At 66.8% G+C, this 25,013-nt stretch carries 19 protein-coding genes; 6 read left to right on the top strand and 13 right to left on the bottom strand.

Translation table 11 applies throughout. The features are described from left to right. Positions 1 to 35: 35 nt before the first annotated feature. Positions 36 to 2,615 carry an ATP-dependent chaperone ClpB gene (gene clpB, locus EAH76_RS03775; protein ID WP_140848221.1) on the top strand — a complete coding sequence of 860 codons (2,580 nt, stop codon included), beginning with the start codon at positions 36 to 38 and terminating at the stop codon, positions 2,613 to 2,615. A 64-nt stretch (positions 2,616 to 2,679) separates the two neighbouring features. Here clpB and EAH76_RS03780 read toward each other — a convergent pair whose 3' ends face one another. The 5 genes from EAH76_RS03780 to xseA form a co-directional block, all read right to left on the bottom strand. Beyond that, positions 2,680 to 5,724: a TonB-dependent receptor plug domain-containing protein gene (locus EAH76_RS03780; RefSeq protein WP_241659538.1), complete on the bottom strand. Its 3,045-nt coding sequence runs from the start codon at positions 5,722 to 5,724 to the stop codon at positions 2,680 to 2,682. Between the two features lie 271 nt (positions 5,725 to 5,995). Next, positions 5,996 to 8,959, bottom strand: a complete 2,964-nt coding sequence (locus EAH76_RS03785) for a TonB-dependent receptor plug domain-containing protein (RefSeq protein WP_140848225.1) — start codon at positions 8,957 to 8,959, stop codon at positions 5,996 to 5,998. 205 nt (positions 8,960 to 9,164) lie between these two features. Then, on the bottom strand, positions 9,165 to 10,103 hold the full coding sequence (locus tag EAH76_RS03790) for a M23 family metallopeptidase (RefSeq protein WP_241659539.1): 939 nt from the start codon (positions 10,101 to 10,103) through the stop codon (positions 9,165 to 9,167). Then, positions 10,100 to 10,300 carry a DUF2093 domain-containing protein gene (locus EAH76_RS03795; protein ID WP_140848227.1) on the bottom strand — a complete coding sequence of 67 codons (201 nt, stop codon included), beginning with the start codon at positions 10,298 to 10,300 and terminating at the stop codon, positions 10,100 to 10,102. Before EAH76_RS03795 ends, EAH76_RS03790 begins: the two co-directional genes overlap by 4 nt. A 12-nt stretch (positions 10,301 to 10,312) precedes the next feature. Then, positions 10,313 to 11,707 carry an exodeoxyribonuclease VII large subunit gene (gene xseA / locus EAH76_RS03800; protein ID WP_431357968.1) on the bottom strand — a complete coding sequence of 465 codons (1,395 nt, stop codon included), beginning with the start codon at positions 11,705 to 11,707 and terminating at the stop codon, positions 10,313 to 10,315. On the opposite strand from xseA, the gene purD reads away from it, so the two are divergent. Together purD and EAH76_RS03810 are read left to right on the top strand one after the other, a co-directional pair. Then, entirely contained in the window at positions 11,707 to 12,972 is a 1,266-nt protein-coding gene (purD, locus tag EAH76_RS03805) for a phosphoribosylamine--glycine ligase (RefSeq protein WP_140848229.1), read from the top strand. The genes xseA and purD overlap by 1 nt on opposite strands. Positions 12,973 to 13,010: 38 nt before the next feature. After that, positions 13,011 to 13,643, top strand: coding sequence for a helix-hairpin-helix domain-containing protein (locus EAH76_RS03810; protein WP_140848231.1), 633 nt, complete (start codon positions 13,011 to 13,013; stop codon positions 13,641 to 13,643). Between the two features lie 189 nt (positions 13,644 to 13,832). Here the strand turns inward: EAH76_RS03810 and EAH76_RS03815 are convergent, their stop codons facing one another. Both EAH76_RS03815 and EAH76_RS03820 read right to left on the bottom strand, forming a co-directional pair. Continuing rightward, positions 13,833 to 14,966 carry an acyltransferase family protein gene (locus tag EAH76_RS03815; protein ID WP_140848233.1) on the bottom strand — a complete coding sequence of 378 codons (1,134 nt, stop codon included), beginning with the start codon at positions 14,964 to 14,966 and terminating at the stop codon, positions 13,833 to 13,835. A gap of 360 nt (positions 14,967 to 15,326) precedes the next feature. Further along, positions 15,327 to 16,652 carry a hemolysin family protein gene (locus tag EAH76_RS03820; protein ID WP_140848235.1) on the bottom strand — a complete coding sequence of 442 codons (1,326 nt, stop codon included), beginning with the start codon at positions 16,650 to 16,652 and terminating at the stop codon, positions 15,327 to 15,329. A 168-nt stretch (positions 16,653 to 16,820) separates the two neighbouring features. Between EAH76_RS03820 and EAH76_RS03825 the strand changes: the two genes are divergently transcribed. Then, a complete protein-coding gene (locus EAH76_RS03825; protein ID WP_140848237.1) occupies positions 16,821 to 17,498 on the top strand; it encodes an OmpA family protein in 678 nt (225 codons plus the stop codon). Between the two features lie 149 nt (positions 17,499 to 17,647). Here the strand turns inward: EAH76_RS03825 and EAH76_RS03830 are convergent, their stop codons facing one another. Together EAH76_RS03830 and EAH76_RS03835 are read right to left on the bottom strand one after the other, a co-directional pair. Beyond that, the gene (locus tag EAH76_RS03830) at positions 17,648 to 18,076 is read right to left on the bottom strand and encodes a nucleoside deaminase (RefSeq protein WP_140848404.1); all 429 of its coding nucleotides are present in this window, start codon (positions 18,074 to 18,076) and stop codon (positions 17,648 to 17,650) included. A gap of 58 nt (positions 18,077 to 18,134) precedes the next feature. Further along, complete coding sequence (locus EAH76_RS03835; protein WP_140848239.1) at positions 18,135 to 18,422, bottom strand: hypothetical protein; 288 nt, start codon at positions 18,420 to 18,422, stop codon at positions 18,135 to 18,137. Between the two features lie 182 nt (positions 18,423 to 18,604). On the opposite strand from EAH76_RS03835, the gene rpmB reads away from it, so the two are divergent. After that, positions 18,605 to 18,910, top strand: a complete 306-nt coding sequence (gene rpmB, locus EAH76_RS03840; protein ID WP_133192112.1) for a 50S ribosomal protein L28 — start codon at positions 18,605 to 18,607, stop codon at positions 18,908 to 18,910. Position 18,911: 1 nt separating this feature from the next. Here the strand turns inward: rpmB and EAH76_RS03845 are convergent, their stop codons facing one another. Beyond that, positions 18,912 to 19,928, bottom strand: a complete 1,017-nt coding sequence (locus EAH76_RS03845; RefSeq protein WP_140848241.1) for an esterase-like activity of phytase family protein — start codon at positions 19,926 to 19,928, stop codon at positions 18,912 to 18,914. A gap of 150 nt (positions 19,929 to 20,078) precedes the next feature. Between EAH76_RS03845 and EAH76_RS03850 the strand changes: the two genes are divergently transcribed. Next, positions 20,079 to 20,498: a glycine zipper 2TM domain-containing protein gene (locus tag EAH76_RS03850; RefSeq protein ID WP_140848243.1), complete on the top strand. Its 420-nt coding sequence runs from the start codon at positions 20,079 to 20,081 to the stop codon at positions 20,496 to 20,498. Positions 20,499 to 20,822: 324 nt separating this feature from the next. Here the strand turns inward: EAH76_RS03850 and phbB are convergent, their stop codons facing one another. Genes phbB through EAH76_RS03865 form a run of 3 tightly spaced genes read right to left on the bottom strand, consistent with a single transcriptional unit; the run spans position 20,823 to position 24,851 of the window. Then, the gene (gene phbB, locus EAH76_RS03855) at positions 20,823 to 21,545 is read right to left on the bottom strand and encodes an acetoacetyl-CoA reductase (protein WP_140848245.1); all 723 of its coding nucleotides are present in this window, start codon (positions 21,543 to 21,545) and stop codon (positions 20,823 to 20,825) included. A 37-nt stretch (positions 21,546 to 21,582) separates the two neighbouring features. Further along, positions 21,583 to 22,602, bottom strand: a complete 1,020-nt coding sequence (gene hemH / locus EAH76_RS03860) for a ferrochelatase (protein WP_140848247.1) — start codon at positions 22,600 to 22,602, stop codon at positions 21,583 to 21,585. Further along, positions 22,602 to 24,851, bottom strand: a complete 2,250-nt coding sequence (locus tag EAH76_RS03865) for a xanthine dehydrogenase family protein molybdopterin-binding subunit (protein ID WP_140848249.1) — start codon at positions 24,849 to 24,851, stop codon at positions 22,602 to 22,604. The genes hemH and EAH76_RS03865 overlap by 1 nt, the downstream gene beginning before the upstream one ends. Positions 24,852 to 25,013 lie beyond the last annotated feature (162 nt).

Consider the following 25,013-nt stretch of genomic DNA (forward strand, 5'->3'; position numbering starts at 1 on the left):
CTACATCGAGTCGGAAGAAGGAGGGACACTTCCATATGAATATCGAAAAATTCACCGACCGCGCCAAGGGCTTCCTGCAATCGGCGCAGACCGTCGCGATCCGGATGAGCCATCAGCGGATCGCACCCGAGCATCTGTTGAAGGCGCTGCTCGAGGATGAACAGGGCATGGCGTCGGGGCTGATCACCGCGGCTGGCGGCGACCCGAAGCGTGCCGTGAACGAGACCGATCTCGCGCTGGCGAAGATCCCGGCGGTGTCGGGCAGCGGCGCGCAAGCGACGCCGGGGCTCGATAACGACGCCGTCCGCGTGCTCGACCAGGCCGAGCAGATCGCGACCAAATCGGGCGACAGTTTCGTCACCGTCGAGCGGCTGCTCGTCGCGCTGGCGCTGTCGCTCAATACGGTGGCGGGCAAGGCGCTCAAGACCGCGGGCGTCACCCCCGAAGCGCTCAACACCGCGATCGACCAGGTGCGCAACGGCCGCGTCGCCGACAGCGCGGGCGCCGAGGACAAGTTCGACGCGCTGAAGAAGTTCGCGCGCGACCTGACGCAGGCCGCGCGCGACGGCAAGCTCGACCCGGTGATCGGCCGCGACGAGGAAATCCGCCGCACGATCCAGATCCTCGCGCGCCGCACCAAGAACAATCCGGTGCTGATTGGCGAACCCGGCGTCGGCAAGACCGCGATCGCCGAGGGGCTCGCCTTGCGCATCGCCAATGGCGATGTTCCGGATACGCTGAAAGACCGCAAGCTGATGTCGCTCGACATGGGCTCGCTGATCGCCGGCGCGAAATATCGCGGCGAGTTCGAGGAGCGCTTGAAGGGCGTGCTCGACGAGGTGAAGGCCGCCGAGGGCGACATCGTCCTGTTCATCGACGAGATGCACCAGCTGATCGGCGCGGGGAAATCCGAAGGCGCGATGGACGCGGGCAATCTGCTCAAGCCCGCGCTCGCGCGCGGCGAGCTGCACTGCGTCGGCGCGACCACGCTCGATGAATATCGCAAATATGTCGAGAAGGACGCAGCCCTCCAGCGCCGCTTCCAGCCGGTGTTCGTCGGCGAGCCGACCGTGCCCGACACGATCTCGATCCTGCGCGGGTTGAAGGAGAAGTACGAACTCCACCACGGCGTGCGGATCACCGACGCGGCGATCGTCGCGGCGGCGACCTTGTCGAACCGCTACATCACCGACCGCTTCCTGCCCGACAAGGCGATCGATTTGATGGACGAGGCCGCGAGCCGCATCCGCATGGAGGTCGAGAGCAAGCCCGAGGAGATCGAAATCCTCGACCGGCGGATCATCCAGCTCAAGATCGAGCGCGAGGCGTTGAAGCGCGAGAGCGACGAAGCCTCGCGCGACCGGCTGGTCAAGCTCGACGGCGAACTCGCCAATCTCGAGCAGCAGTCGAGCGAGCTGACGACGCGCTGGCAGGGCGAGAAGGACAAGATCTCGGCCGAGGCCAAGCTCAAGGAGCAGATCGATGCCGCGCGGCTCGAGCTCGAGCAGGCGCAAAGGGCCGGCGATCTCGCCAAGGCGGGCGAGCTGTCCTACGGGCGCATCCCCGATCTCCAGCGCCAGCTCGATGCCGCGGCGGGCGCGACCAAGGGTGCGATGTTGCGCGAGGAGGTCACGGCCGAGGACATCGCCGGCGTCGTCGCGCGCTGGACCGGAATTCCGGTCGAGCGGATGCTCGAGGGCGAGCGCGACAAGCTGCTCGCAATGGAAGCGACGATCGGCAAGCGCGTGATCGGCCAGCATAACGCGATCCGCGCGGTGTCGACCGCGGTGCGGCGCGCGCGTGCGGGGTTGCAGGATCCGAACCGGCCGCTCGGCTCGTTCCTGTTCCTTGGACCTACCGGCGTAGGGAAAACCGAGCTGACCAAGGCGCTCGCCGAATTCCTGTTCGATGACCCGACCGCGATGGTCCGCATCGACATGAGCGAGTTCATGGAAAAGCACGCCGTCGCGCGGCTGATCGGCGCGCCTCCGGGCTATGTCGGTTACGAGGAAGGCGGCGTTCTCACCGAAGCGGTTCGTCGGCGGCCGTATCAGGTCGTGCTGTTCGATGAGGTCGAGAAGGCGCATGGCGACGTCTTCAACATCCTGCTGCAGGTGCTCGACGACGGGCGGCTGACCGACGGCCAGGGCCGCACGGTCGATTTCACCAACACGATCATCGTGCTGACCTCGAACCTCGGCAGCCAGGTGCTGACGACTTTGGGCGAAGGCGAGGATGTCGCGAGCGTCGAGCCGCAGGTGATGGAGATCGTCCGCGGCCACTTCCGGCCCGAGTTCCTCAACCGGCTCGACGAGATCGTGCTGTTCCACCGGCTCGGCCAGGCGGAAATGGCGCCGATCGTCGACATCCAGGTCAAGCGGATCGCGACGTTGCTGGCCGAACGCAAGGTCGCGCTCGATCTCACCGATGCCGCACGCGTGTGGCTCGGGAGGGTCGGCTATGACCCGGTGTACGGCGCGCGACCGCTGAAACGCGCGGTGCAGCGCTATCTGCAGGATCCGCTCGCCGATCTGATCCTGCGCGGGAGCGTCAAGGACGGCGCAACGGTGCGGGTCGATGAAGGCGACGGGAAGTTGGAGCTGGTGGTCGAGTGATGCAAAAAGGGGCGGCTCCTTCGCAGGAGCCGCCCCGATCTTGTACCCTTTGCAGGGGTGTCGCTTACCAGTCGACCTTCGCGCCGAAGCGGACGAAGCGGCCGATAAAGCCCTGGCTTTCCCAAGCGACGTTGTAGCCGAAGCCCGCGTCGTAGGTCTGGCCCGGATTGAAGTCCGGCTTCACGTCGAAGATGTTGAGCACGTTGGCGTACAGCGTGAAGCGGTTGTTGACCTTGATCGTCCCCGTCATGTCGACGTTGATGAAGCGGCGCGCACGGCACTTGTACGGCGTGCCGTCCGAATAGGCATAGACCGAAGCGCCGATGCTGTCGGTGCAGCTGTCGGGGTTCCCGCCGTAATCGACCGACGCCATGCTGTAGCCGCCGGTGTAATAGGCGGTGCCGCTGATCGAGCCCTTGCCGTTGAAGTCGAGCGTGTTCGACCAGCTGCCGCGCCACTTCGGCGCACCCGAGCACGACGTGATGTTGCAGGGGCTGAGCGACCCGTCGAAGCGCTGGACCGAGCCGCCCGGCGTGACCTGCTCGAGGTTGATCAGGTAGGTCGCGTCGATCCGGCTGGTCAGGTTGATGCCATGACCCAGCGGAAGCCGTGCCGTGCCCGAGAAATCGAGGCCCGACGTCGTTTGCGACGTGGTGTTGACGAACTGATACTGGATGAAGCCGAGCTGCGGCAGTGCGGTCGGGAAGCTCGGATCGGCGACACCCGGCTTCACGGTGATCCCCGGCAGGTTCACGACACCGTTGTTCGCATAATAGGCCGCTGCCACACCCGAATAATCCGGCGCCCCGATCAGGCCCTTGATCTTGATGTGGTAGTAATCGACCGTGAACGACAGGCGACGCGTCGGCTCGATGACGATGCCACCGGTGATGCTGGTCGAACGCTCGGGCTTGAGGTTCGGGTTGCCCGACGAGGTCAGGCCATAGCTGTAGGGCAGCGTCGCATAGGAATTGCCGCCATGCGCTGCGATGTACGCAGCGCCACCCGGCTGCGATGCCAGCACGTTTGCAGTGATATAGCCCGTCGTCGGCTGACCATAGGCCTCCTGGAAGCTCGGGATGCGGAAGCCGCGCGAGATCGTACCGCGCAAGCGCACCTGCTCGATCGGCTTGAAGATCGCGGTGAACTTCGGCGAGAAATTGCTCTGGCCCGACGAATAATCGTCATAGCGGCCCGAGCCGTTGAGCGTCAGCATGTCGAACACCGGCGCGTCGATTTCGAAGAAGGCCGACTTGACGTTGCGGCTGCCGACCGTGCTCACCGAGTTGATGCTGTAATAGCGATCCGCCGGGTTGATTTCGTTCGGAGCGTTGGCGCTCGGATTGTTGACCGACTCATGACGGTAGGCGACGCCGACCGCAGTCGTCAGATCACCGCCCGGAAGCGTGAAGAACGACTTCGAGAGCGTACCCTGGACCTGCCACAGCTTCGAGGTCGACAGGTTGTTGTTGACCGGCGCGATATAGTCGCGGGTCGCCTGGCTGTTGAGCGACGGGTCGACGAAGTTGTACGAGCCGTCGTTGATCACGTCGAGCAGACGCTGCGCGTTGAGATAGCCCTTGTTGGTGACCTTCAGATCGACCTCGGAATAGGTCGCATCGGCATTGTAGTGCCAACCCTCTCCGAAGGTGCCCGCGATACCGGCGGCGAAGCGATAGGTCTTCGCATCGGTCTGCGTCTCACGCGGCTGGTCGTAGCGATAGTTGACGCGCGCCTGATAGCCCTGCGCCGCGAACGGGTTGTTCGGGTTGAGCGTGCCGTTGGCCGCGGTGCAGGCAACGGTCGTGCCGCGCGGGCAGACGAACGCCGGCAGCAGAACCGGGCTCAGCGTGTATTGCGTGCCGCCTGCTGCGGTCTGACCGGCAAAGGCGAGTGGCGCGATGCTGCTGCTCGACTGCGTCTCGTAGAAATTGCCCATGACATAGGCCTGCGCCTGGCTGCCGATGTTCGCGGTGCCGTGGAGCGTGGCGCCGAAGCGCTGCTGCTTCGGAATTTCCATCAGATACTGGTTGATCAGGTCCTGCCCGCAGATCTGCGAACCGGTCGGCGTGCCCGCGGCTGCGGCCTGCGCCTGCTGCGCCGGGGTCAGCGTGATCGCGGTCAGATTGCGGCAGCCAGCACCCGGATTGAGCAACTGGAATTGCGAGCCGGCAACCGGGCTGCCGTTCTGATAGGCGCGAACGACCGGGACGCTGGTCGTGCCGAGGCCGTTGAAGCTGCCATCGCCCTGGATGCCGTTGACCGTCTCGTTGGGGAGGCAGGTGCCGCCGCCAGCCTTACAGATGCCGCTGTAATTGTTGGAGTTCCACGGATAGCCGCGATCGCGCGCGTAGATCGGGTTGCTCTGCTGGTATTCGACATTGGCGTAGACGTTGAAGCCCTGATCGCTGAGCTTGCCATAGCCATAGGTCAGGTCGACGCGGTTCTCGCTGCCGTCGCCGCGCTCCGAGATGCCGGCCGATGCGTTGGCGTGGAGGCCGACGATCTGCTTCTTGACGACGACGTTGACCACGCCGGCAACGGCGTCGGCGCCGTAGGTTGCCGATGCGCCGTCCTGCAGCACGTCGACCTTCTCGACGATCGACTGCGGGATGGTGTTGAGATCGACGAAGCTGCGCTGGCCGTCATCGCCGAGCGGGTAGATTGCCGAACGCAGGCCGTCGAACAGCGTCAGCGTGTTGCCGGTCGTCAGACCGCGCAGCGACACCGCGGTCGCGCCGGTCGCGAAGCCGAAGCTGTTCCAGGCGCGCGTCATCGTGCCCGCGCCGTTGGCGGGGATCGTCTGCAGCGCTTCGGCGATCGTGTTCTGGCCACGCAGCGCGAAATCCTGCGCGGTAAGCGTGTTGATCGGCGCGGCACCGGCAGCGGCGCTGTTGCGGATCAACGTACCGGTGACGACGATGTCCTGGCCGTTATTGGTATCCTCGACGGGCGCCTGCGAGGCTGGCAGCGGCGCGGGCGTGGCGGCGGGAGCTGCCGGAGCCTGATCCTGCGCGAAGGCGGGGACGGCGAAAGCGAGCAGCGCGACGCTCGAGGCGGCGCCAGCCAGCAGTCGTGTCTTGCGGGCGATAGAAGACGATTGAGTCACATGCGATTCCTTGCTGAACGCTGCACCACGATCGCTCGCGGTGCTGCGTAGATGGCAAGTCTCGTAACCGAACATGCGCTCGGCCCCCCGAGACATGTGCAGTGGATGAAGCTGTGCTGAACCGCTGTAAAGTCGGGTTGTATCCCGATAAGTCGGTTTGGTTACGGACTGTCACCGAAAGGCAACAGCCTGTAATCTCACGATAAATCCGATCCGGACCTAATTGGGGCGATTCTCTTGCGAAAACCGCCCCTTGCCAGATCCGGCTAGGTCAGAACTTGAAGTTCGCCCCGGCGCGGAAGCTGCGACCGACGATCCCGGCCATGTGCCAGGTCGGCAGGTAGTTGGCGCCCGAGTAGGATGCCGGCGCCAGCGGTGCCTTCTCGCCGGTGATGTTGCCGACATAGAAGTTGAACGTGAAGGCGTCGTTCACCTTGAAGGCAGCATTCACGTCGGCATAGATGAACCGCTTGATGTAGCAGAAGTTCTGGCCGGTGCCGTAGAGGTTGCCGCCTGCGCACGAGATGTCGTCGCCTTCGTCGGCAGCAACTTCCTTGATCCGCGACACGTAATAGGTCGTCGCGGTCAGCGAGACCGGACCGAACTCGATCGTGTTCTGCCAGTTGCCGCGAACCCGCGGGGTGCCCGCACCCGACGAAAGCTCGTAAGGTCCAAGCGTACCGGCATACTTCTGGATCTTGCTGCCGTTGCCCGGATCAAGGTCGTACTGGATCACATAGGTCAGATCGAGACGGCTGGTGAACCGCACGTTCTCGGAGATCGGCACCCGCACGTTGGCGCCGAAGTCGAGGCCCGAGACCTTTACCGAGCCGGCGTTGACGAACGGCACGTTGATGATCAGCACGCGCGGCAGCGCGTTCGGGAACAGCGGATCGGGCGCATCGACCGCAGAAACGGTGTAGCCTGCAGGCAGCGCGGTCCCGGCGAAATAGTTCGCGCGGGCAATGGCGGCATCCGGACCGGTGACGATCACGTCGGTCTTCTTGATGTTGTAGTAATCGACCGTGAAGCTGACGTTGCGGACTGGCTCGGCCACGATCCCGGCGGTGAAGCTACGCGACTTCTCAGGCTTCAGATTGGGATTGCCGGTCGCGCCCGAACCAAGGCTGTAGGCCTGGGCATAAGGGTTGGTGTTGCCACCGGTGACGAGGCCACCGTGTGCCAGCTGGAAGCTTGCGGGCGGCGTCACCGTCACGAAGCCGGCATAGCTCGACTGCGGGTTGTTTTCCGCGAAGGTCGGTGCGCGGAAACCGTTCGAATAGGTACCGCGGATCGCGAGCTGCTTGATCGGCGTCCACTTGGCGCCGATCTTCGGCGAGAAGTGGCTGAACCCTTCCGAATAGTGATCGTAGCGGCCCGAACCGTTGACCTCGAGCGTGTCGAGGATCGGCGCGTTGACTTCGAAATAGCCGGCGAACACGTCATGCGTACCGAAGGCCGCCGAGGTGTTGGCGTACTTGGTCAGGCCCGGGTTGTTGCTGTTGTTGACTTCGGTCTCGTGGCGGAACTGGCCACCGACGGCGACCTGCAGGTTACCGCCCGGCAGCGCGAACAGATCCTTGGCGACCGACGCATCGACCGAGATCAGCGAGGTGTGCGACGGCGTCGTGTAGGTCGGCGCGATCGTGTTGCGGACCGCCTCGGTGTTGAGCGACGGATTGACGAAATTGTAGGCGCCGGTGTTGACCGCGTTCCGCAGCCCGGCGATGTCGAGCACGCCGTGGTTTTCGATCGCGAAATTATCGCGCGCGCCGACCGCATCGACCTTCCAGTGATAATCGCCAGCAATGTCGCCGTTGAAGCCGACTGCGCCACGGATCACTTCGTTGGTGCGGATCGAATAGCTCGGGATGTCACCGAACGCATAATAGATGCGCGCCGCATTCGCCGCGGCATCGGCCGCGGTGGCGCCGGTGTTGGTGGCATACGGGTTGTTCGGGTTGAGGCGACGGTCGGCCGCGGTCAGGCAGTTGGTGCCGGCCGAGCAGACGAAATACGGCAGGACGATGCCCGGGTTGCTCGACGACTGGGTCGGCGACGCACCATAAGGCTGCGTCTGACGGATCGCGTTGGGCGAGCGGCCGATCGTGACCTGGCTGTGCGAGTAGCTGCCGGTGGCATAGCCCTCGATCGAGTCGCTGAGACGCACGCTCAGGCGGCCGGAGAAGTTGTAGCGCTCCTGCGAAGGCTGGATGTCATTGTAGCGCGTGCCATATTCCTGGCCGTAATCGTGCTTACAGCCGGTGCCACCAGCGGCGCCCGCGACGGTGAAGGTGCCACGCGTGCACTGAGCGGTCCCGCCGAGCAGCGTGTAGGTGCCCGAGGCGGTGCCGCCAGCGAACGGATCGTTGAGGTTGGTCTGGGTCGCGCGACGCACGACGGCATTGGTCGATGCGGTCGTCAGCGAGCTGTCGCCGGTGTTGTTGTCGAGGCCGCCGATCGAGCTCAGATCGTTGGTGTTGTACGGGAAGCCGCGCGTCGTCGCGCCGATCGGCTGATCCTTCTGGTATTCGCCGTTGACGTAGACGTTCCAGCCCTTGGCGTCATAGTCGCCATAGCCCGCCGTCAGGTTGGCGCGATAGCGGGCGCCGTCGCCCTTCTCGGTCACGCCGCCTTCGACGGTGCCCGAGACGCCGGTGAAGTGCTTCTTCATGATGATGTTGACGACGCCGCCGATCGCGTCGGCACCGTAGCTCGACGATGCGCCGTCCTTCAAGACTTCGATCCGCTCGACCGCGCTGAACGGGATCGAGTTGAGATCGACATAGGCGTTGTGGCCGTCATCGTTGAGCGGGAAGTTGGTCGAACGCAGGCCGTCGATCAGCACCAGCGTCGACGAAACGCCGAGGCCACGCAGCGAGACGGCGGCGCCGCCGGCCGAGAAGCCGTTGGTGAAGCCGGTCGAGATCGAGCCCGCGCCATCGGCCGAGATCGAGCGCACAGCGTCGTTGATGTTGGTGATGCCCGCGCGCGACAGCGTCTCGGTCGTCAGCACGGTAACGGGCGAAGGCGTTTCGGAATTGGTGCGGCGGAAGATCGAGCCGGTGACGACGATGTCCTTGCCTTCTTCGGCAGACTGAGTCGGCGCGGGATCGGCTGGCAGCGGCGCGGTGGTCTGCGCAAAGGCCGGACCGGCCGAAAGCGCGATCAGCAGAGCGACGGGCGCGGCGGTGGAACGAAGACGCGCGACTGCGCGGACTTGCATGGACTGCATCGAAAAACTTTCCCCATTGATGCCAGTGGCATCGGTGTCTTCGACGACTACGGACCCCCCGTGTCGTCGTGATGGAGAGAGACTGTAACGCTACTGGAATATTGTAAAGAGGCCGCGACGGAACTTTTCCAAGTGTCGCTGCAATGCAACACTATTCCAAATGAAACCGGTTTTGCGTCACAAACACCGCGTTCGCAGGGCTTGGCTATTCCGAACGCGGCATCGGCCCCGCGACTAGCAACGGATCGATCTTCGCCTCGCGCCATTTGAGGCTCCAGTGCAGATGCGGTCCAGTGGCGCGCCCGGTCTTGCCCGAGAGCGCAACCGGCTGCCCGCGCCGCACGCGCTCGCCGACGCGCACGTCGATCCGTGCGAGGTGGAGGAAGGCGGTGTTGAGACCGTTGCCGTGATCGATCATCAGCAGATTGCCCTCAAGCGTGAAAGGGTGGTCCGCGGCCAGAATAACCACGCCGTCGGCGGGGGCGAGGATCACCGAGCCCTGTGGCTTCGCGACATCGAGCCCCGAATGGTACGATCCGGCCTCACCATTCTGGTAGATCCGCTGCGAACCGAACAGCGTCGAGATCCGCCCAGTGGTCGGCCACAGGAAGGTCTGTCGCCATCCTTGCGAATCCGACTGGACGCGCCGCGCGGCGTTGATCTGCGCGAGCTCAGCGGGCCGCAGACGGTCGAATTCGGGCTGTGGCAGCGGGATCTTGGGCAAGGTCGAGAGGCGCGAAATGTCCCAGCCGCGCGGTGCGATCGTCAGCGTGTCGCGCACGACGCGCCCGTCGTCGAGCGTCGCGAGAAGGCTCGCGCTCGGGCCGGCATCGCGATCGAAGCCGATCAGGAACCGACCGTCGGCCGCGACCGGGATCGCCGCGCCGTTGAAGCTCAACAGGCTGGTGCCGGCGGGGGCGATGCCGATGACGATGCCGCCCTGGATCATCGATCCCGAATAGCTGAAGCTTACCGGCAGCGGCGCGCGCTGCGGCTGTTGGGTGGCGAGGCGGCGCACCGGCGGTGCCGTGACGCGCTGGACGGTCCGGGGCTCGGGCTGCGTCGCGCAACTGCCGAGCGTGATCAGCAAAGCGAGTGCGGCGGCACGGTACAGGATGGTCGAAATGCCCCCCCGGGCCTTCATGCGGGCGTCATCGCTTCGGTCGCGATCGCCGCGCTGGCATAGGCCTCCTGCTTGGCGACGCTCCAATAGCGCAGATCGTCGAGCGCGATGCGCGTGCCACTCACCGCGCAGACGACATGGTCGCCCGGTGCCAGCACGCGAAACCCGTTCGCCATGAAGTGGAGCCGCGCTGGACGATCGGTATTGGACATCAACATGGCGCGGCTCTTTTAGAGGAGGGTGGGCTGTTCGGGCGGAGGCGCACCATATGCCTTGGCGGCGCTGCGCTCAACCTTGGCGTCGATTTCGCCGTCGCGGAAGTGGAGCGTGACGGTGCCGGCGCTGCGTGCCGCGCTCGCCGATCCGACCACCGCGCCGGAAGGCCTGGCCGACACGAACGCATAGCCGCGATCGAGGATCGCATTGGGGCCGAGCGATTCGACCAGCCGCCACGTCGCGCTCAGCCGGTCGCGCCCGCGCTCCAGCTGGCGGTCGAGCGTCGAGAGCCGCAGCGCGCCCGCCGAGCGATCGAGCTGCCCGCGCGCGACGACGACGCGGCGCTCGAGCCCGCGGTCGAGCCGCGCGCCGAGATCGTCGGCCTTCTGCCGCTGCGGCCCGAGCAAGGCTTCGCGACGGGGCAGGACGCGGACCAGCGCATCGAGCCGCTCGCGCCCGCGCTCGGCATAACGCCGCGCGCATTTCTCGGTGCGATTGCCATAGCCCGCGAGCGTCAGGCGCAGGTCGGCGAGCACCGGCACCGCCATTTCCGCCGCAGCCGTAGGAGTCGGCGCGCGCAGGTCGGCGGCGAAATCGGCGAGCGTGGTGTCGGTCTCGTGGCCGACGGCCGAGATCAGCGGGATGCTGCACCTGGCGATCGCGCGGACGACGACTTCTTCGTTGAACGCCCACAGATCCTCGATCGAGCCGCCACCGCGTGCGACGATGACGAGGTCTGGCCGCGTCTCTGGCGACATCGCGTCGAACCCGGCGATCGCGGCCGCCACCTCTTCGGCGGCGCCCGCGCCCTGCACCTTGACCGGCCAGACGAGCACATGCGTCGGGCAGCGATCCTCGAGCCGGTGGAGGATGTCGCGGATCACCGCGCCGGTCGGCGAGGTGACGACGCCGATGCGGCGTGGCAGGAACGGCAGCGCCTTCTTGGCGGAGGGTGCGAACAGCCCCTCCCCCGCCAGCTTGGCCTTCAATTTCTCGAGCAGCGCCATCAGCGCACCCTCGCCCGCCAGTTCCATCCGGTCGATGATGATCTGGTATTTCGAGCGGCCGGGATAGGTCGTGATCTTGCCGGTCGCGATCACCTCGGCGCCGTCCTGCGGGGTGAAGCCCAGTTGCGCGACATTCCCCTTCCAGATGACGCCGTCGATCACCGCGCTGTCGTCCTTGAGGCTGAGATAGGCGTGGCCCGACGAGACGCGCTTGTAGCCCGAGATCTCGCCGCGCAGCCGGACGAAGCCGAATTCCGTCTCGACGACGCGCTTGAGCTTTCCGGCGAGTTCCCCGACACTCATCGGCGCGGCGTTGTCGCCGGCAGCCGGCTCGGCTACGAGGCCGCCCAATCCGGCGCCCATCCCCTCGCGCCGCGCAATCTCTAGAAAAGGGTCCGCCATTGAATGTCCTGTTGATCGGCTCGGGGGGTCGCGAACATGCGCTGAGCTGGAAGCTCGCGCAATCGCCGCGCCTGCGTACACTGTTCGCCGCACCCGGCAATCCGGGCATTGCAGCGCATGCGCAGATCGTATCGCTCGAGCTGACCGATCATGCCGCGGTGGTGGCCTTCTGTGCCGAGCAGTCGGTCGAACTGGTCGTGATCGGCCCCGAGGCGCCGCTGGTCGATGGTCTCGGCGATAGCCTGCGCGCCGCCGGCATCGCGGTGTTCGGGCCGGACAAGGCGGCGGCACAGCTCGAAGGCTCGAAGGCGTTCACCAAGGCGCTGTGCGATCGCGCCGGCATCCCGACCGCGGGCTATGTCCATGCCACCAGCCGCGCCGAGGCGCGCCACGCGCTCGATCGCTTCGGCGTCCCCGTCGTGGTCAAGGCTGATGGCCTGGCGGCGGGCAAGGGCGTGACGGTCGCGATGACGCGCGAGGAAGCCGAGGCGGCGCTTGCCGATCTGTTCGGCGCGCGCGGCGGCGAGGCGGTGATCGAGGAGTTCCTCGAAGGCGAGGAAGCCAGCCTGTTCGTGCTGACCGACGGCAAGGACATATTGAGCTTCGGCTCGGCGCAGGACCACAAGCGCGTCGGCGAAGGCGATACCGGCCCCAACACCGGCGGCATGGGCGCGTACAGCCCGGCGCGCGTGCTGACGCCCGAGCTCGAAGCCCGTGCGATCGAGGAGATCGTCAAGCCGACCGTCGCGGCGATGGCGACAGCAGGGACGCCGTTTTCGGGCGTGCTCTATGCCGGGCTGATGCTGACCGCGGACGGCCCCAAGCTGATCGAATATAACGCCCGCTTCGGCGACCCCGAATGCCAGGTGCTGATGGCGCGGCTCGACGAGGATCTGCTCGAGGTATTGCTGCCGGTGGCGAATGGGACGCTCGGAGAGCGCGGCCCCGCGAAATGGGTCGCGCAGACCGCGCTGACCGTCGTGCTCGCCGCCAACGGCTACCCCGGCACGCCGGCGAGTGGCGGTTCGATCGACGATGTGGCCGAAGCCGAGGAGACCGGTGCTTTGGTGTTCCAGGCGGGAACGCGGCTCGAGGGCGCGCAGCTCGTCGCATCTGGCGGGCGCGTGCTTGCGGTGACGGCGCTCGGCGACACCGTCGCCGCCGCGCAGGCCGCCGCCTATCACGCGGTCGACCAGATCGTCTTCCCGAGCGGTTTCTGCCGCCGCGACATCGGCTGGCGCGAGATTGCGCGCGACGCGGGCTGACCTTGTGCGTTAGCCTTTGTGAAATTCAGGAGTAGCGTATGTCTTCCGGTCCCCAGAACCCCAACCAGGCGATCGACGTCATGGTGCCGATCACCATTTCGCATGTGATCCTGATGATCGCGCTCGCCGCCGCGGCGCTGGCGATCCTGTGGTACGGCACACTGCTCCACCGCCGCCGCAAGGCCGCGGCAAAGCAGGTCGAAGAGAATTTCGCGATCGCCGAGGAACATGGCGCGACGGCGGAGCCGGGGAGCGTGTCGCTCGACGGAACACCGGCGGTTTCGTCCGACGTGCCGAGCACGGCAGATGGCGCGCGGGAACCCGCCGCCGAGGTGCCGGTCGTGGCGCGAGCGCCAGTTTCTGCTCCAGCTCCAGCTCCAGCTCCAGCTCCAGCTCCGGCTCCGGCTCCCCTCGCCGCGGCGCCGATCGCGAGCGACCTCACGCAGATCAAGGGGCTCGGCCCCAAGCTCGCCGCGACGCTCGCCGAGCAGGGCATCACCCGCGTCGAGCAGATCGCCGCGCTGACCCCCGACGCGGCCGCCGCGCTCGATGCCAAGCTGGGCGTCTTCAAGGGCCGCATGACGCGCGACCGCTGGATCGAACAGGCCACGCTGCTGAGCGCGGGCGACCGGGCGGGCTACGAGGCGGCGTTCGGGAAATTGGGCGGGTAAGCGCCAGGGGGCGGACGCCTTCGCTTTGCAGCGCAGCCAGGATGCAATCCCGTCGGGTTCATCGCCACCGTGGTGGCAGCGATCGCCGATAGTCTCGTGCGATCTTCCCCTGCCAGGGGGAGGTGGCGCCGAAGGCGACGGAGGGGGAGGTTGGATGCCCGCGCCGTTTTACCTACTCCTGCGCCAGCGCTAGCGGACATCACCGACACGAACCGGTCGCCGACCGCCCCCTCCGTCACGCTGCGCGCGCCACCCTCCCCGGGCGGGGGAGGATTGTGGTAATTGAGCGGCGGCTGGTTGCGGAACACGGCGCATCCGCCGCCGGATCGCTTTCTCGGCCCGACCGAACAGCCATGCGATCCCAACGATGAGGACAGTGGTAACCGACCATACGGAGATGCTCCCCATCCGCCCGAGATGAAACGGCCGAAATACGGTGCCGGCAATACCCAGCAATGGGACGTGCGTGGCATAGAGCGGATAGGACAGGTCGCCCATCTCGGTCACAATCCTGGTCGATCGCGGCGCCAACTCGGCGGACGCTGTGATCCAGATCACCGGCGGGAACAGTAGAAAAACGATGCAGGCATCGCCAGCCACGACAGGCACGCGGAATAAGCCGAGCAGGACGAGTGCCAACGGGAAAATCGCAATAGCGGCAAGGCCGAAGCGGCGCGGTGTCGCGCCGACGTTTCGATGCCATATCCGCCGAAGCAGCAATCCGGCGAAGAACCCGTACATCACGCGTGGGATTGCAGGGATCATTGTGCCGGGGGTCGACCCAACATCCGCGCTGCCAGTCCACACGATCGCCATAAGATACAGAAGGGCCGAGAGCGCGACGACCAAAACTAGCGCAATGCGCGTCATGCTGTGGATCGTCCCAGCATAGACGATATTGGCCAAGAGTTCGTACACCAGACTCCATTGAGGCGAATTCAGCGGGAAGGCGGGGCCAGTGCCGATCCAGAACATTGGTAGCATAACCGACTGAAACGCCTGTGCGGGAATAAGCACGTCATTGGACACGCCGCGCCATTCGAAATTGAACGCCCCCAGGATGAGGCCGACGGCAATTGCCGGAAACAGGCGCCGCAGCCGATCCCGCAGGAACGCCAGCTTTCCGATCAGGGCCAAGCTCAGCTTCCCATCGTATGCACCGCTGAAAACGAACCCGCTGAGAATGAAGAAGAGGTCGACGGCGAGATAGAACCGTTTGAACACGTCCAGACCGCCGGCTTCAAAGTGCAAATGAAGGAGCAGCACTAGAATGGCGCCCACACCTCTCAGCCCATCCAGTCCTGTCCGTCGCATCGCCGCCATATTTGCCCCCCGCTAGTAAGCGGCCTTAAGGCGCGACAGTTAATAAGGCGGTCGGCGGGGCACTTTTCGTGCGGGGCGCATTGCCGATCCGCCAACGGGTGTGACCTCAAAACGACGGCGGGGTCATCGCTGCATGAACCGATTACCGCCCGTTTCCCACCAGAAGCAGACATGCCGATTTCGTCGCCGCGGCGGGGGCGGGGGCCGTTCGGTGGCCTGCCCCAAACGCAGCGGCCCCGGCCTTCGCCGGGGCGACGTTTGTGAACTAGGGCAGGAGCCCCACTCCCCGCGCCGTCCAGCAAGCCTGCCTACCGCAACCGCCGTCCAGCCACCCGCAACACCCGCCCCCAGCGCCTGCGGCTAGCCCAGCCGGAACCCAGCCTCGCGCGCCCGGCTCACCAGCAATTTGTCGATCCGGCGCCCGTCGAGATCGACCACCTCGAACTTCCAGCCCTGCTCGACGAAGCTTTCGCCCTCGCCCGGCAGGTGGCGGAACACCGCCAGCGCCAACCCCGCGACGGTCGCGTAATCGCGTTCCTCGGGCAGATCGATCCCGAGCCGCTCGGCGAGCGCATCCGCCGCCATGTTGCCCGCCACCAGTAGCGAGCCGTCGTCGCGCGTCACCACCGAGGGCGCATCGTCGGGATCGGCGTCCGAGGCGAACTCGCCCGCGATCGCCGCGAGCAGGTCGGCGGGGGTGACGATCCCCTCGAAATGCCCGTATTCGTCATGGATCAGCGCCATCGGCACCTCGGCCTGGCGCAGTGCGTCGAGCGCGTCCATCGCGTCGATCTGGTCGAGCACCACCGGCGCCTGGCGCATCAGCGCGCGCAGGTCGAACGCGCCGCCGCGCAGCAGTGCCGAGGCGATGTCGCGCGCCTGGACCACGCCGATCACGGTATCGACCGAGCCTTCGGTAACCGGCAGCCGGCTGTGCGACGCCTGCAGCAGCGCGGCACGGATCCCGGCATCGTCCATCGTCGCGTCGATCCACTCGATATCGGTGCGCGGCGTCATCACCTCGCGCACCGGGCGATCGGCGAGGCGGACGACGCCCGAGATGATCGAGCGCTCATGCTCCTCGATGATGCCCGACTTGCTCGCCTCGGCGACGATCAGATGGAGTTCCTCGGCGGTGACATGCTCCTCGCTCTCGCGCTTCAAGCCCATCAGCCGGAACAGCAGCCCAGACGACGAATCGAGCAGCCACACGAGCGGCGCGGTAAGGCGCGCCAGCAGCAGCACCGGCCCCGCCATCACCGCGGCGAGCGGCTCGGGCGCGCGCAGCGCGATCTGCTTGGGAACGAGTTCGCCGATCACCAGCGAGGCATAGGTGGTGATGCCGATCACGATCGCGAAGCCGAGCGACTGCGTCGCCTCGGTCCCGAACCCGAGGAACCCCAGCCGCGCCGCGACCGGGCCGCCGAGACTCGCGCCCGAATAGGCGCCCGAAAGGATCCCGATCAGCGTGATGCCGATCTGCGTCGTCGACAGGATCTTGCCCGGATCGGCGGCGAGCGCGAGCGCGGTGCGAGCGCCGCGGGCACCGACGCGCGCCATCGCCTCGAGCCGCGCCTTCCGCGCGGAAACGATAGCGAGCTCGGACATCGCGAAGACGCCGTTGACGAGGATCAACACGGCGATGATCGCGACGTCGATCCAGGGAAAGGGGGGAAGCGGGGGCATGGCGCCGGGCACCTTTCGCGCGAATCGGTTCATTGCACAACCGTTCTCGCACCCGTTAAAGCCCCAGCGGCGAATTCGACGTCGGTGCGCGAGCGGAACAGCCCCCCGCGTCTGCCGGGTTGGTTCGGCCGTATCGGCCCGCAACGGCTGCACCAGAGGGATATCAGAATGACCACCGTCCGCACCCTGGCCACCACCGCAGCGCTGGGCGCGCTGCTCGCGACGGGCGCGTGCGCGACCGATCGCACCGTGCGGCCGCAGCCCGTATCGGACACCGCAGTCGGCGGGATCGACGGCGCGCTCGGCGGCTATCTGCTGGGCGATCTGGTCGGCGGGCGCCATGCGCGCACCGCGAAGATCGCCACGGCGGGGATCGGCGGCATCGTCGGCCCCGGGATCGGCGCCTATATGGATGCGCAGGAAGCCGAACTGCGCGCGCGGACCGCGGGCACCGACGTCCAGCTGACGCGGCGCGGCGACGATCTGATCCTCACCATCCCGTCGGGCAACGCTTTCGCCTATAAGAGCGATAGCGTCGCGCCGGGCTTCGAGCGCACGCTCGACCAGATTGCCGGCGTGCTTCGCGAGCATGATCATGCGTTCGTCGATATCTACGGCCATACCGATTCGGTCGGCTCGGATTCGTACAATCAGGGCCTGTCCGAGCGCCGCGCCGCATCGGTGGCGGCGTATCTTGCCGGGCACGGCGTCAACCGTGCGCGGCTCGGCACCAAGGGATTCGGCAAGGCGCAGCCGATCGCCTCGAACGACACGCCCGAAGGCCAGTCGGCGAATCGCCGCGTCGAGATCAAGATCGTGCCGATCGCCGATACCGACCTGCGCTAGGCGCAGCGCTGCCCGCCATCCAGCACCCTGCCGCGCCGTCCGTCACCCCAGCGCAGGCTGGGGTCTCGTGATGCTCGCGCGGTGCCTCCACGCCGGAGACCCCAGCTTTCGCTGGGGCGACGGCCCGCTGGGGTGACGGCTAGCGGTTCTCAGCGCCGCTCGGCGAAGAACGCCTTGAGCAGCCCCGCCGCCTCGCCCTCGCCGATCCCCGGAAAGATCTCGGGCCGGTGATGCACCGTGCTTTGCGAGAACAGCCGCGGGCCGTGCTCGACCGCGCCGCCCTTGGCATCGCTCGCGCCGTAATAGAGCCGCGCGATCCGGGCATGCGCGATCGCCCCGGCGCACATCGCGCATGGCTCGAGCGTCACCCACAGATCGCACGCCTTCAGCCGGTCGTCGCCGATCGCCGCCGCCGCCGCGCGAATCGCCAGCATTTCGGCATGCGCGGTCGGATCGTGCAGCGCGCGCGGGGCGTTCGCCGCGGTCGCAATGATTCGCCCGTCGAGCACCACCACCGCGCCGACCGGCACTTCACCGGCGGCACCGGCGGCGGCAGCGGCATCGAGCGCAGCGCGCATGAAAAGGGGCATGGGGATCACGATCGTCCCCATGCCCCACTCCGCCGCGAATCGCTACTTACTGCGTGGTGACGCTGTTGCCGTCGGTGCCGGTCGGCTTGTTGACGCGCAGCGTCGGGACCGAGATCGTCTTGGTCGTCGTCGTCACGGTCGGGACTTCGATCGCCTTGTTTTCGCTACCGAATTCGACCGTTGCCATATTGGCGGTGACCTCGGGCGCCTTGCCGCCATTGACGCTGAGCGATGGCAGCGAGCCGGCCCTGGTGTCGATCTTGAGCATACCCAGCGATACGAGTGCGATCACGACAAGGGCAGCAAGCCCGACCAGAGCCAATAGAAACCGCATGATCTTCTCCAACAGGGCATTCGAATCGTTGCCGTAACCAACGCGGTGTCGTCCTGAAGGTTGCAAGTCGTGCCAAACGCCCTACGAATCACCCCATGCGGTTGACCGGACGCCTCACGTTCGGTATGCGCCCCGCCTTCACGAGCTGCTTCACGGCTCAATCTGGTATTCAGGAATTCAAGATGTCGCGCATCTGCGAACTGACCGGCAAGGGCCGGATGGTGGGTAACAACGTTTCCCACGCGAACAACAAGACCAAGCGCACGTTCCTCCCGAACCTGCAGAACGTCACGCTGATCTCCGACGCGCTCGGCACCAGCGTCAAGCTGCGCGTCTCGGCGCACGGCCTGCGTTCGGTCGAGCATGTCGGCGGGCTCGACAACTGGCTCGTCAAGACGACCAACGACAAGCTCTCGCTGCGCGCCCGTCGCCTCAAGCGCGACGTGTCGAAGAAGCTGACGGCCGCTGCGCCGCAGGCTGCCGCCTAACCTACCCTTTGCTTCGGTCGGGCTTCCCCACGCTGTTGGGGTGCTCGACCGGATCGAGCCTGAACTTGAACAGCAGGCTGCGCTGTAGCGCGAACTGGTTATCGTCCGAGACGAGCCAGACTATCGTCGTGCCCGCTTCGCGCGTGGCGGCGACCCCTTCGAAATTGTCGTGCAGCAGCGGTGCCGCGATCGTCGCGATGTCGCGCCCGCGTACGCTTGCGCCGCGCTTGACCTGTTTGGGGTCGACGATCGTCAGCGTGCTCGAAAAGCGCAGCTGCGCAAAGCGACGGCTGAGAATCAGCCAGCGCCCGTCGGGCAGCACCGTCATGTCGGTGACGTCATACCCCTCGGGCGGGATGAAGGTGAAGCGGAAGCCCCAGCGCGGCTGCTTGACCGGATCGCCATAGAAGACGATCCCGCCACGGCCAGGCTGATCGGGCCAGGGTGTCGTCTCGTCGATCGTCACCATGCCGCCGCCCGGCAGCAGCGTCATCGCCTCCGGGCCCTCATTCTCGGGCCAGTTCTTCATCACCGGCGGCGCGACATGCGCCAGAGCGCGATGAAAGCCCGAATCGTAGCGCCAGAACTGATTGTAGCTCTCGAACCCGACCCAGACATCGCCGGTCGTGGGATCGACGCTCATCGATTCGCTGTCGCGGTCGCGCTTGTTCCACCCCTGTCCGGGGCCGTCGGGGAGCGTGGTGATGCTGCGCTGATGGACACGGAAGTCGCGCCCCATCGTGAAGCGCAGGACATCGCCGCCGTCGCTCAACAGCGTGAAGCGGTCGCCCGCCACATGCAGCGACGAAAAGCCGCCAAAGGCAGGATCGCCGCTCGAAAGCTTGATCCCGCCGAGCCACAGCAGATCCCCCACGCGCGTCCGATGCGGATCGGCGAAGTCGAGTTGGACCGGTTCGACCTCAAAGGGATAGGTGGGATCGAACACCGGGCGCCGCTGTGCGCCCATCCAGTCGGGAACGAGAACGACGCACAAAAGGACCGACCACAGAATTCGCATCCCCCGCCCCTGCGGGAGGCACGAAGCGCGCGCAACCGCGTTTCGGTTCGTCGCTGCGATGAACGGTGGCTAACAAGCGCATTCAGGGTCGCCTCAGCAGCGAGTCGCCATAACGGCATCATTGGACCACCGCCTATCAGGAGACGCACCATGATCAAGAAGCTCACGCTCGCCGCTACCGCGATTGCCATGACCGCCTCGGGGCTGGCGGCTACTCCCGCTGCCGCGCAGCGCTATGACGACCAGGGCTATGCTTATGCCCAGGCGTATCGCGACGGCTATAATCGCGACGACGGCTATCAAGACCGTCGCGGCTATCGCGATGACCGCCGCTATGACGATGGGCGCCGTTATGAAGACGGACGCCGCTACGACGACGGGCGCCGCTATTACAACCGCTCGCGCTGCAACTCGGGCACTACGGGCACGATCCTAGGCGCGATTGCAGGCGGCCTGCTCGGCAATTCGATCGCGGGGCGTGGTGACCGGACGCTCGGTACCGTGCTCGGCGCAGGCGGCGGCGCGCTGGCCGGCCGCGCGATCGAGAAGGACGGGCAGCGCTGCCGGTAAGGCGCAGGCGCGGCACCGCCCGCGCCGGTGCGGGCCAAGCCCGCAGCGCCTTACCCGGCCGGCGGGTCGCCCCCAAGGGGCGAACCCGACCGACGGCGGCTTTGCCGCCGGCTCTAAATAATTACAGAGTTACCCTCGTGGCACGCAGCGAGGGTGTGAGGCCGGCTTCTCCTCGAGGAGGCCGGCCTCTTTCTTTGGCAGGCGGTCTGCTAGGAAACGCCGCCGGCAAAGCCGTCGGCCGGATCGGGGTGAACCCCGTCCGCCGGCCGTGCCGGGCGCTCGCGCTTTGCGCGATCGGCGCGGGCGTCGCCGCGCCTGCGCCCGTCAGTACATGTGCTGCCCACCATTGATACTCAGCGTCGAGCCGGTAACGAACCCACCCTCGTCCGAACACAAAAACGCCACGCCACGCGCGATCTCGCTCGCCTGGCCCAATCGCCCGACCGGGATCTTCGCGACGATCTTCTCCAGAACGTCGGACGGCACCGCCGCCACCATGTCGGTATCGATATAGCCCGGCGCGATCGCATTCACCGTGACGCCAGCCCGGGCACCCTCTTGCGCCAGAGCCTTGGTGAAGCCGTGGATGCCCGATTTCGCCGCGGCGTAATTGACCTGGCCGTACTGCCCGGCCTGGCCGTTGATCGACCCGATATTGACGATCCGCCCCCATTTGCGGTCGCGCATGCCGGGGAACACGCCCTTGGCCATGTTGAAGCAGCCGCCCAGATTGGTGTCGATCACTTCTTTCCACGCCTGGTAGCTGAGCTTCATGATCGTGCCGTCGCGCGTGATGCCGGCATTGTTGACGAGCACGTCGACCGGCCCGAGCTCGGCGGCGACGCGTGCGCAGCCGTCCTGGCAAGCGTCGTAATCGGCCACGTCCCATTTGAAGGCCGCGATCCCCGTCCGTTCGGTGAAATCGCGCGCGCGGTCGTCATTGCCGGCATAGGTCGCAGCGACGGTCATCCCGTGATCCTGCAACGCCAGACTGATCGCCTCGCCGATACCGCGGGTTCCGCCGGTTACGATCGCGACGCGTGCCATATCACTCTCCTCAAAGGATCTTTGTCCGGCACCCACGCTAAGCGGCGCTCACCCAGCCTTCAAGTTCCCGCGCAAGTAAAGTGCGCAACATTTCGACACCCACGTCGCTCGCGTTGAGGCACGGGAGATAGGCGAAATGCGTGCCGCCCTTTTCCTCGAAACTCTCGCGCCCGCGGATCGCCAATTCCTCGAGCGTCTCGAGGCAATCGGCCGAAAAGCCGGGCGCGACGATTGCGATCTTGGTGATCCCCTTGGCCGGCAGTTCCTCGAGCGTGATGTCGGTCGCCGGCTCGAGCCATTTCGCGCGGCCGAAGCGCGACTGGAACGAGACGATCAAGGGCTTGCCGAGCCGTTCGCCGAGCAGCCGCCCGGTCTTCTGGCAATGGCAGTGATACGGATCGCCCAGCTCGAGCGTGCGCTGCGGCATGCCATGGAAACTCGCGACGATCGCCTGCGGCTCGAAGTCGAGCGCGGCGACGCCCGCCTCGATCGAGGTCGCGAGCGCCTCGATATAGACCGCATCGTCATGATACGGCGGCAGCGTGCGCAAAGCGGGCTGCCAGCGCATCTTCGCCAGCGCCTCGAACGCCTTGTCGTTGGCGGTCGCGGTCGTCGCCCCACAATATTGCGGGTAGAGCGGCGCGACGAGGATGCGCTCGCACCCGGCATCCTTCATCGCCTGCAACCGCTCGGGGATCGACGGCTTGCCGTAGCGCATCGCCCAATCGACCATCACGCCCGGTCCGAACGCGCCTTGCAGCGCCTTGTTCTGCGCCTTGGTGATCGCGGCGAGCGGCGAGCCGTCCTCGCTCCACACCTGCGCATAGGCCTCGGCCGACTTCTGCGGGCGGGTGTTGAGGATGATGCCGCGCAGGATCGGCTGCCAGATCAGCGGCGGGATCTCGACCACGCGGCGATCCGACAGGAACTCCGCCAGATAGCGCTTCACCGACTTGGTATCGGCGCCATCGGGCGTGCCGAGGTTGGTCAGCAGCACGCCGACTTTCCGCTTGGGGATCGGGGGGTGGCCAACTGGGAGAATGGCGGCAGGCAGCATCAGACGGTTCCGGGCAATAGCGGTAGCTTGCGCAAGCGATAGCCCGTAGCGGCTTGCAGCGCATTGGCAATCGCCGGTGCAACGGGCGGCACCGCCAATTCGCTGACGCCGCCGGGATCGGCCTCGCTCGGCACGAGTTCGACGGTGATATCGGGCGTGTCGGCGAGCCGCGGCAGGCCGAGCGCACCCAGCCCGCGCGCGGTCGCGAGATTGTCCTTGAAGCCAGTCGTCCCGCCGGTCGCCGCCGCCATGCCGAACAACAGCCCGCCCTCGATCTGCTGGCGAACGAGGTCGGGGTTGATCTGCCGCCCGCAATCGACCGCGGCGACGATCCGATCGACGCTGACCGCCTGCCCCTCGCCGACATGCGCCTCGACCAGCACCGCGATATGGCTGCCGCGGAAACTGTGGCACGCGATTCCCTGCCCGCTCCCCGCGACTCCGCCCTCCCAGCCGCCGAGCGACGCCGCGGTCGACAGGCAGCGCGCGAGCCGCGCATCGCCGCCGAGCATCGCGATGCGGAACGACAGCGCCTCGGTCCCCGCGACATGCGCGAGTTCGTCGAGGAAGCATTCGGTGAAGAAGCTGGTGTAGCTGTGCGCGCCCGACCGCCAATGCCCGGTCGGTACACCGATCTCGGCGGGGTGGTGATCGACCGCGAAGGCCGGGATGCGATAGGCCGGCATCGCGCCTGCGACCGCATAGGGGTCGGCCGCCCCGGCGAGCCCGAGCGCCGCGCTGACGCCGCGATCCTGCGCGAACATCCGGCGCGCGAGCTCGTGCCCCGTCGCCGGCGCAGCAATCCTGGCGGACAGGCCGAGGATCTGCCCGTTGGTGTCAAGCCGCGCCGTCATCCGCGCGCGCGCCGGCGGGCGATAGCGATCGTGCCGCAGATCCTCGACGCGGCTCCAGACGAGCTGGACCGGGCGCTTGATCGCCTGCGCGAGCACCGCCGCCTGCGCCGCGCATTGCGATTCGAGCGCCGCGCCGAACGACCCGCCGACGAGCATCGGATGGACGAGCACCGCGTCCTCGGCGAGCCCGATCGCGGCCGCCGCCGCGGCGCGCGCGATGCCGGGGGCTTGGGTCGGCAGCCACAGTTCGAGCCGGCCGTGGCTGAGCTGCGCGGTCGCAGTCATCGTCTCGAGCGCGGCGTGCGGTGCGAGCCCGACCTGATACTCCGCGGCGACGAGCCGCGCGCCCGCGAATGCCGCGGCGAGATCGCCCTGCTCGACCATCCGCGTACCCGGCTGCGCGAGCGCGGCCTTTAGCGCCGCGTCGATGCTGGCGCTGGAGATAACCGGGCCGTGGGTCTCGAAGCGCGGTGCGAGCGCGTCCAGCGCGCGGTTCGCCGCCCACCAGCTATTGCCGATCGCGGCGACCCAGCGATCGTTGGTTACGATTTGCAGCACGCCGCCGATGCGGTCCGCTGCCGCGCGATCGACCCGCACCAACTTGCTATCGCCGACCGGCCCCTGCCGGATGCTGGCGTAGACCATGTCGGGCAGCCGTACGTCGCCGGCGAAGGTCGCCGAGCCGTCGATTTTGGCGGGCGCATCGAGCCGCGGCAGCGACTGGCCCGACAAGCGCCCGGCCGGATCGCTGCGCAGCGGCAGCGGATCGGGGAGGGCCGCACGGCCGAAATCGCGGACCGCTTCCGCAGCGAGTTCGCCAAAGCGCAGTCGGTCCTTGCCATGCACGACGAAGCCTTCGCCGGTGCTGCACGCCTGCCAATCGACCTTCCAGCGCGCCGCTGCCGCCTTGCACAGCAGGATGCGCGCCGCAGCGCCCGCCGCACGCAGCGGATCCTCGAAGCTGCGCACCGAACTCGACCCGGCGGTCAGCGCGAGGCCGATCCGCACCGCATGGCCATCGCGCCACTGCTTGAGCAGGCCGTTATCGGGTTGTTCGAAGAGTTGCTCGGCGCCGAACGGATTGGCGTAGAGTGGGTTGGGCGGCGCGGGCTCGACCCCGACGGTGCGCCAGTCGGCGCCGAGTTCGTCGGCGACGATCTGCGGCAGCGCGGTATAGACGCCCTGGCCATGCTCGGCCTGCGGCACCGCGACGGTGACGCGTCCGTCGGCGCCGATCTTGAGCCAGGCGCCGAACGGCGTTTCGCCGGGGTCCGCGGTGAGATTGCCGCGATAGGTCCGCGGCCACAGCTGCCACGCGACGACCAGCCCGATCCCCGCCCCGCCCCCGATCAGCAGCGTGCGTCGATCGATCGTGGGGAGCGTCGGAGAAGCCATGGCCAAGCTCTATCGCGCGGGGTCGCGCACCGCCAGTTCGCTGTGCGGTCGGTTAGGGGTGCTTTGGGTGTAGAAGCGTTGGCGGATCGGCCGATGCGCGCCACAAACGACGACGCCGCCCGTGAGGGCGGCGATCGAAAGCTCTGGAAAAGGCACAAAAAA

It is taken from the genome of Sphingomonas glacialis (genome assembly GCF_006439055.1).
Taxonomy (GTDB): Bacteria; Pseudomonadota; Alphaproteobacteria; order Sphingomonadales; family Sphingomonadaceae; genus Sphingomonas; species Sphingomonas glacialis_A.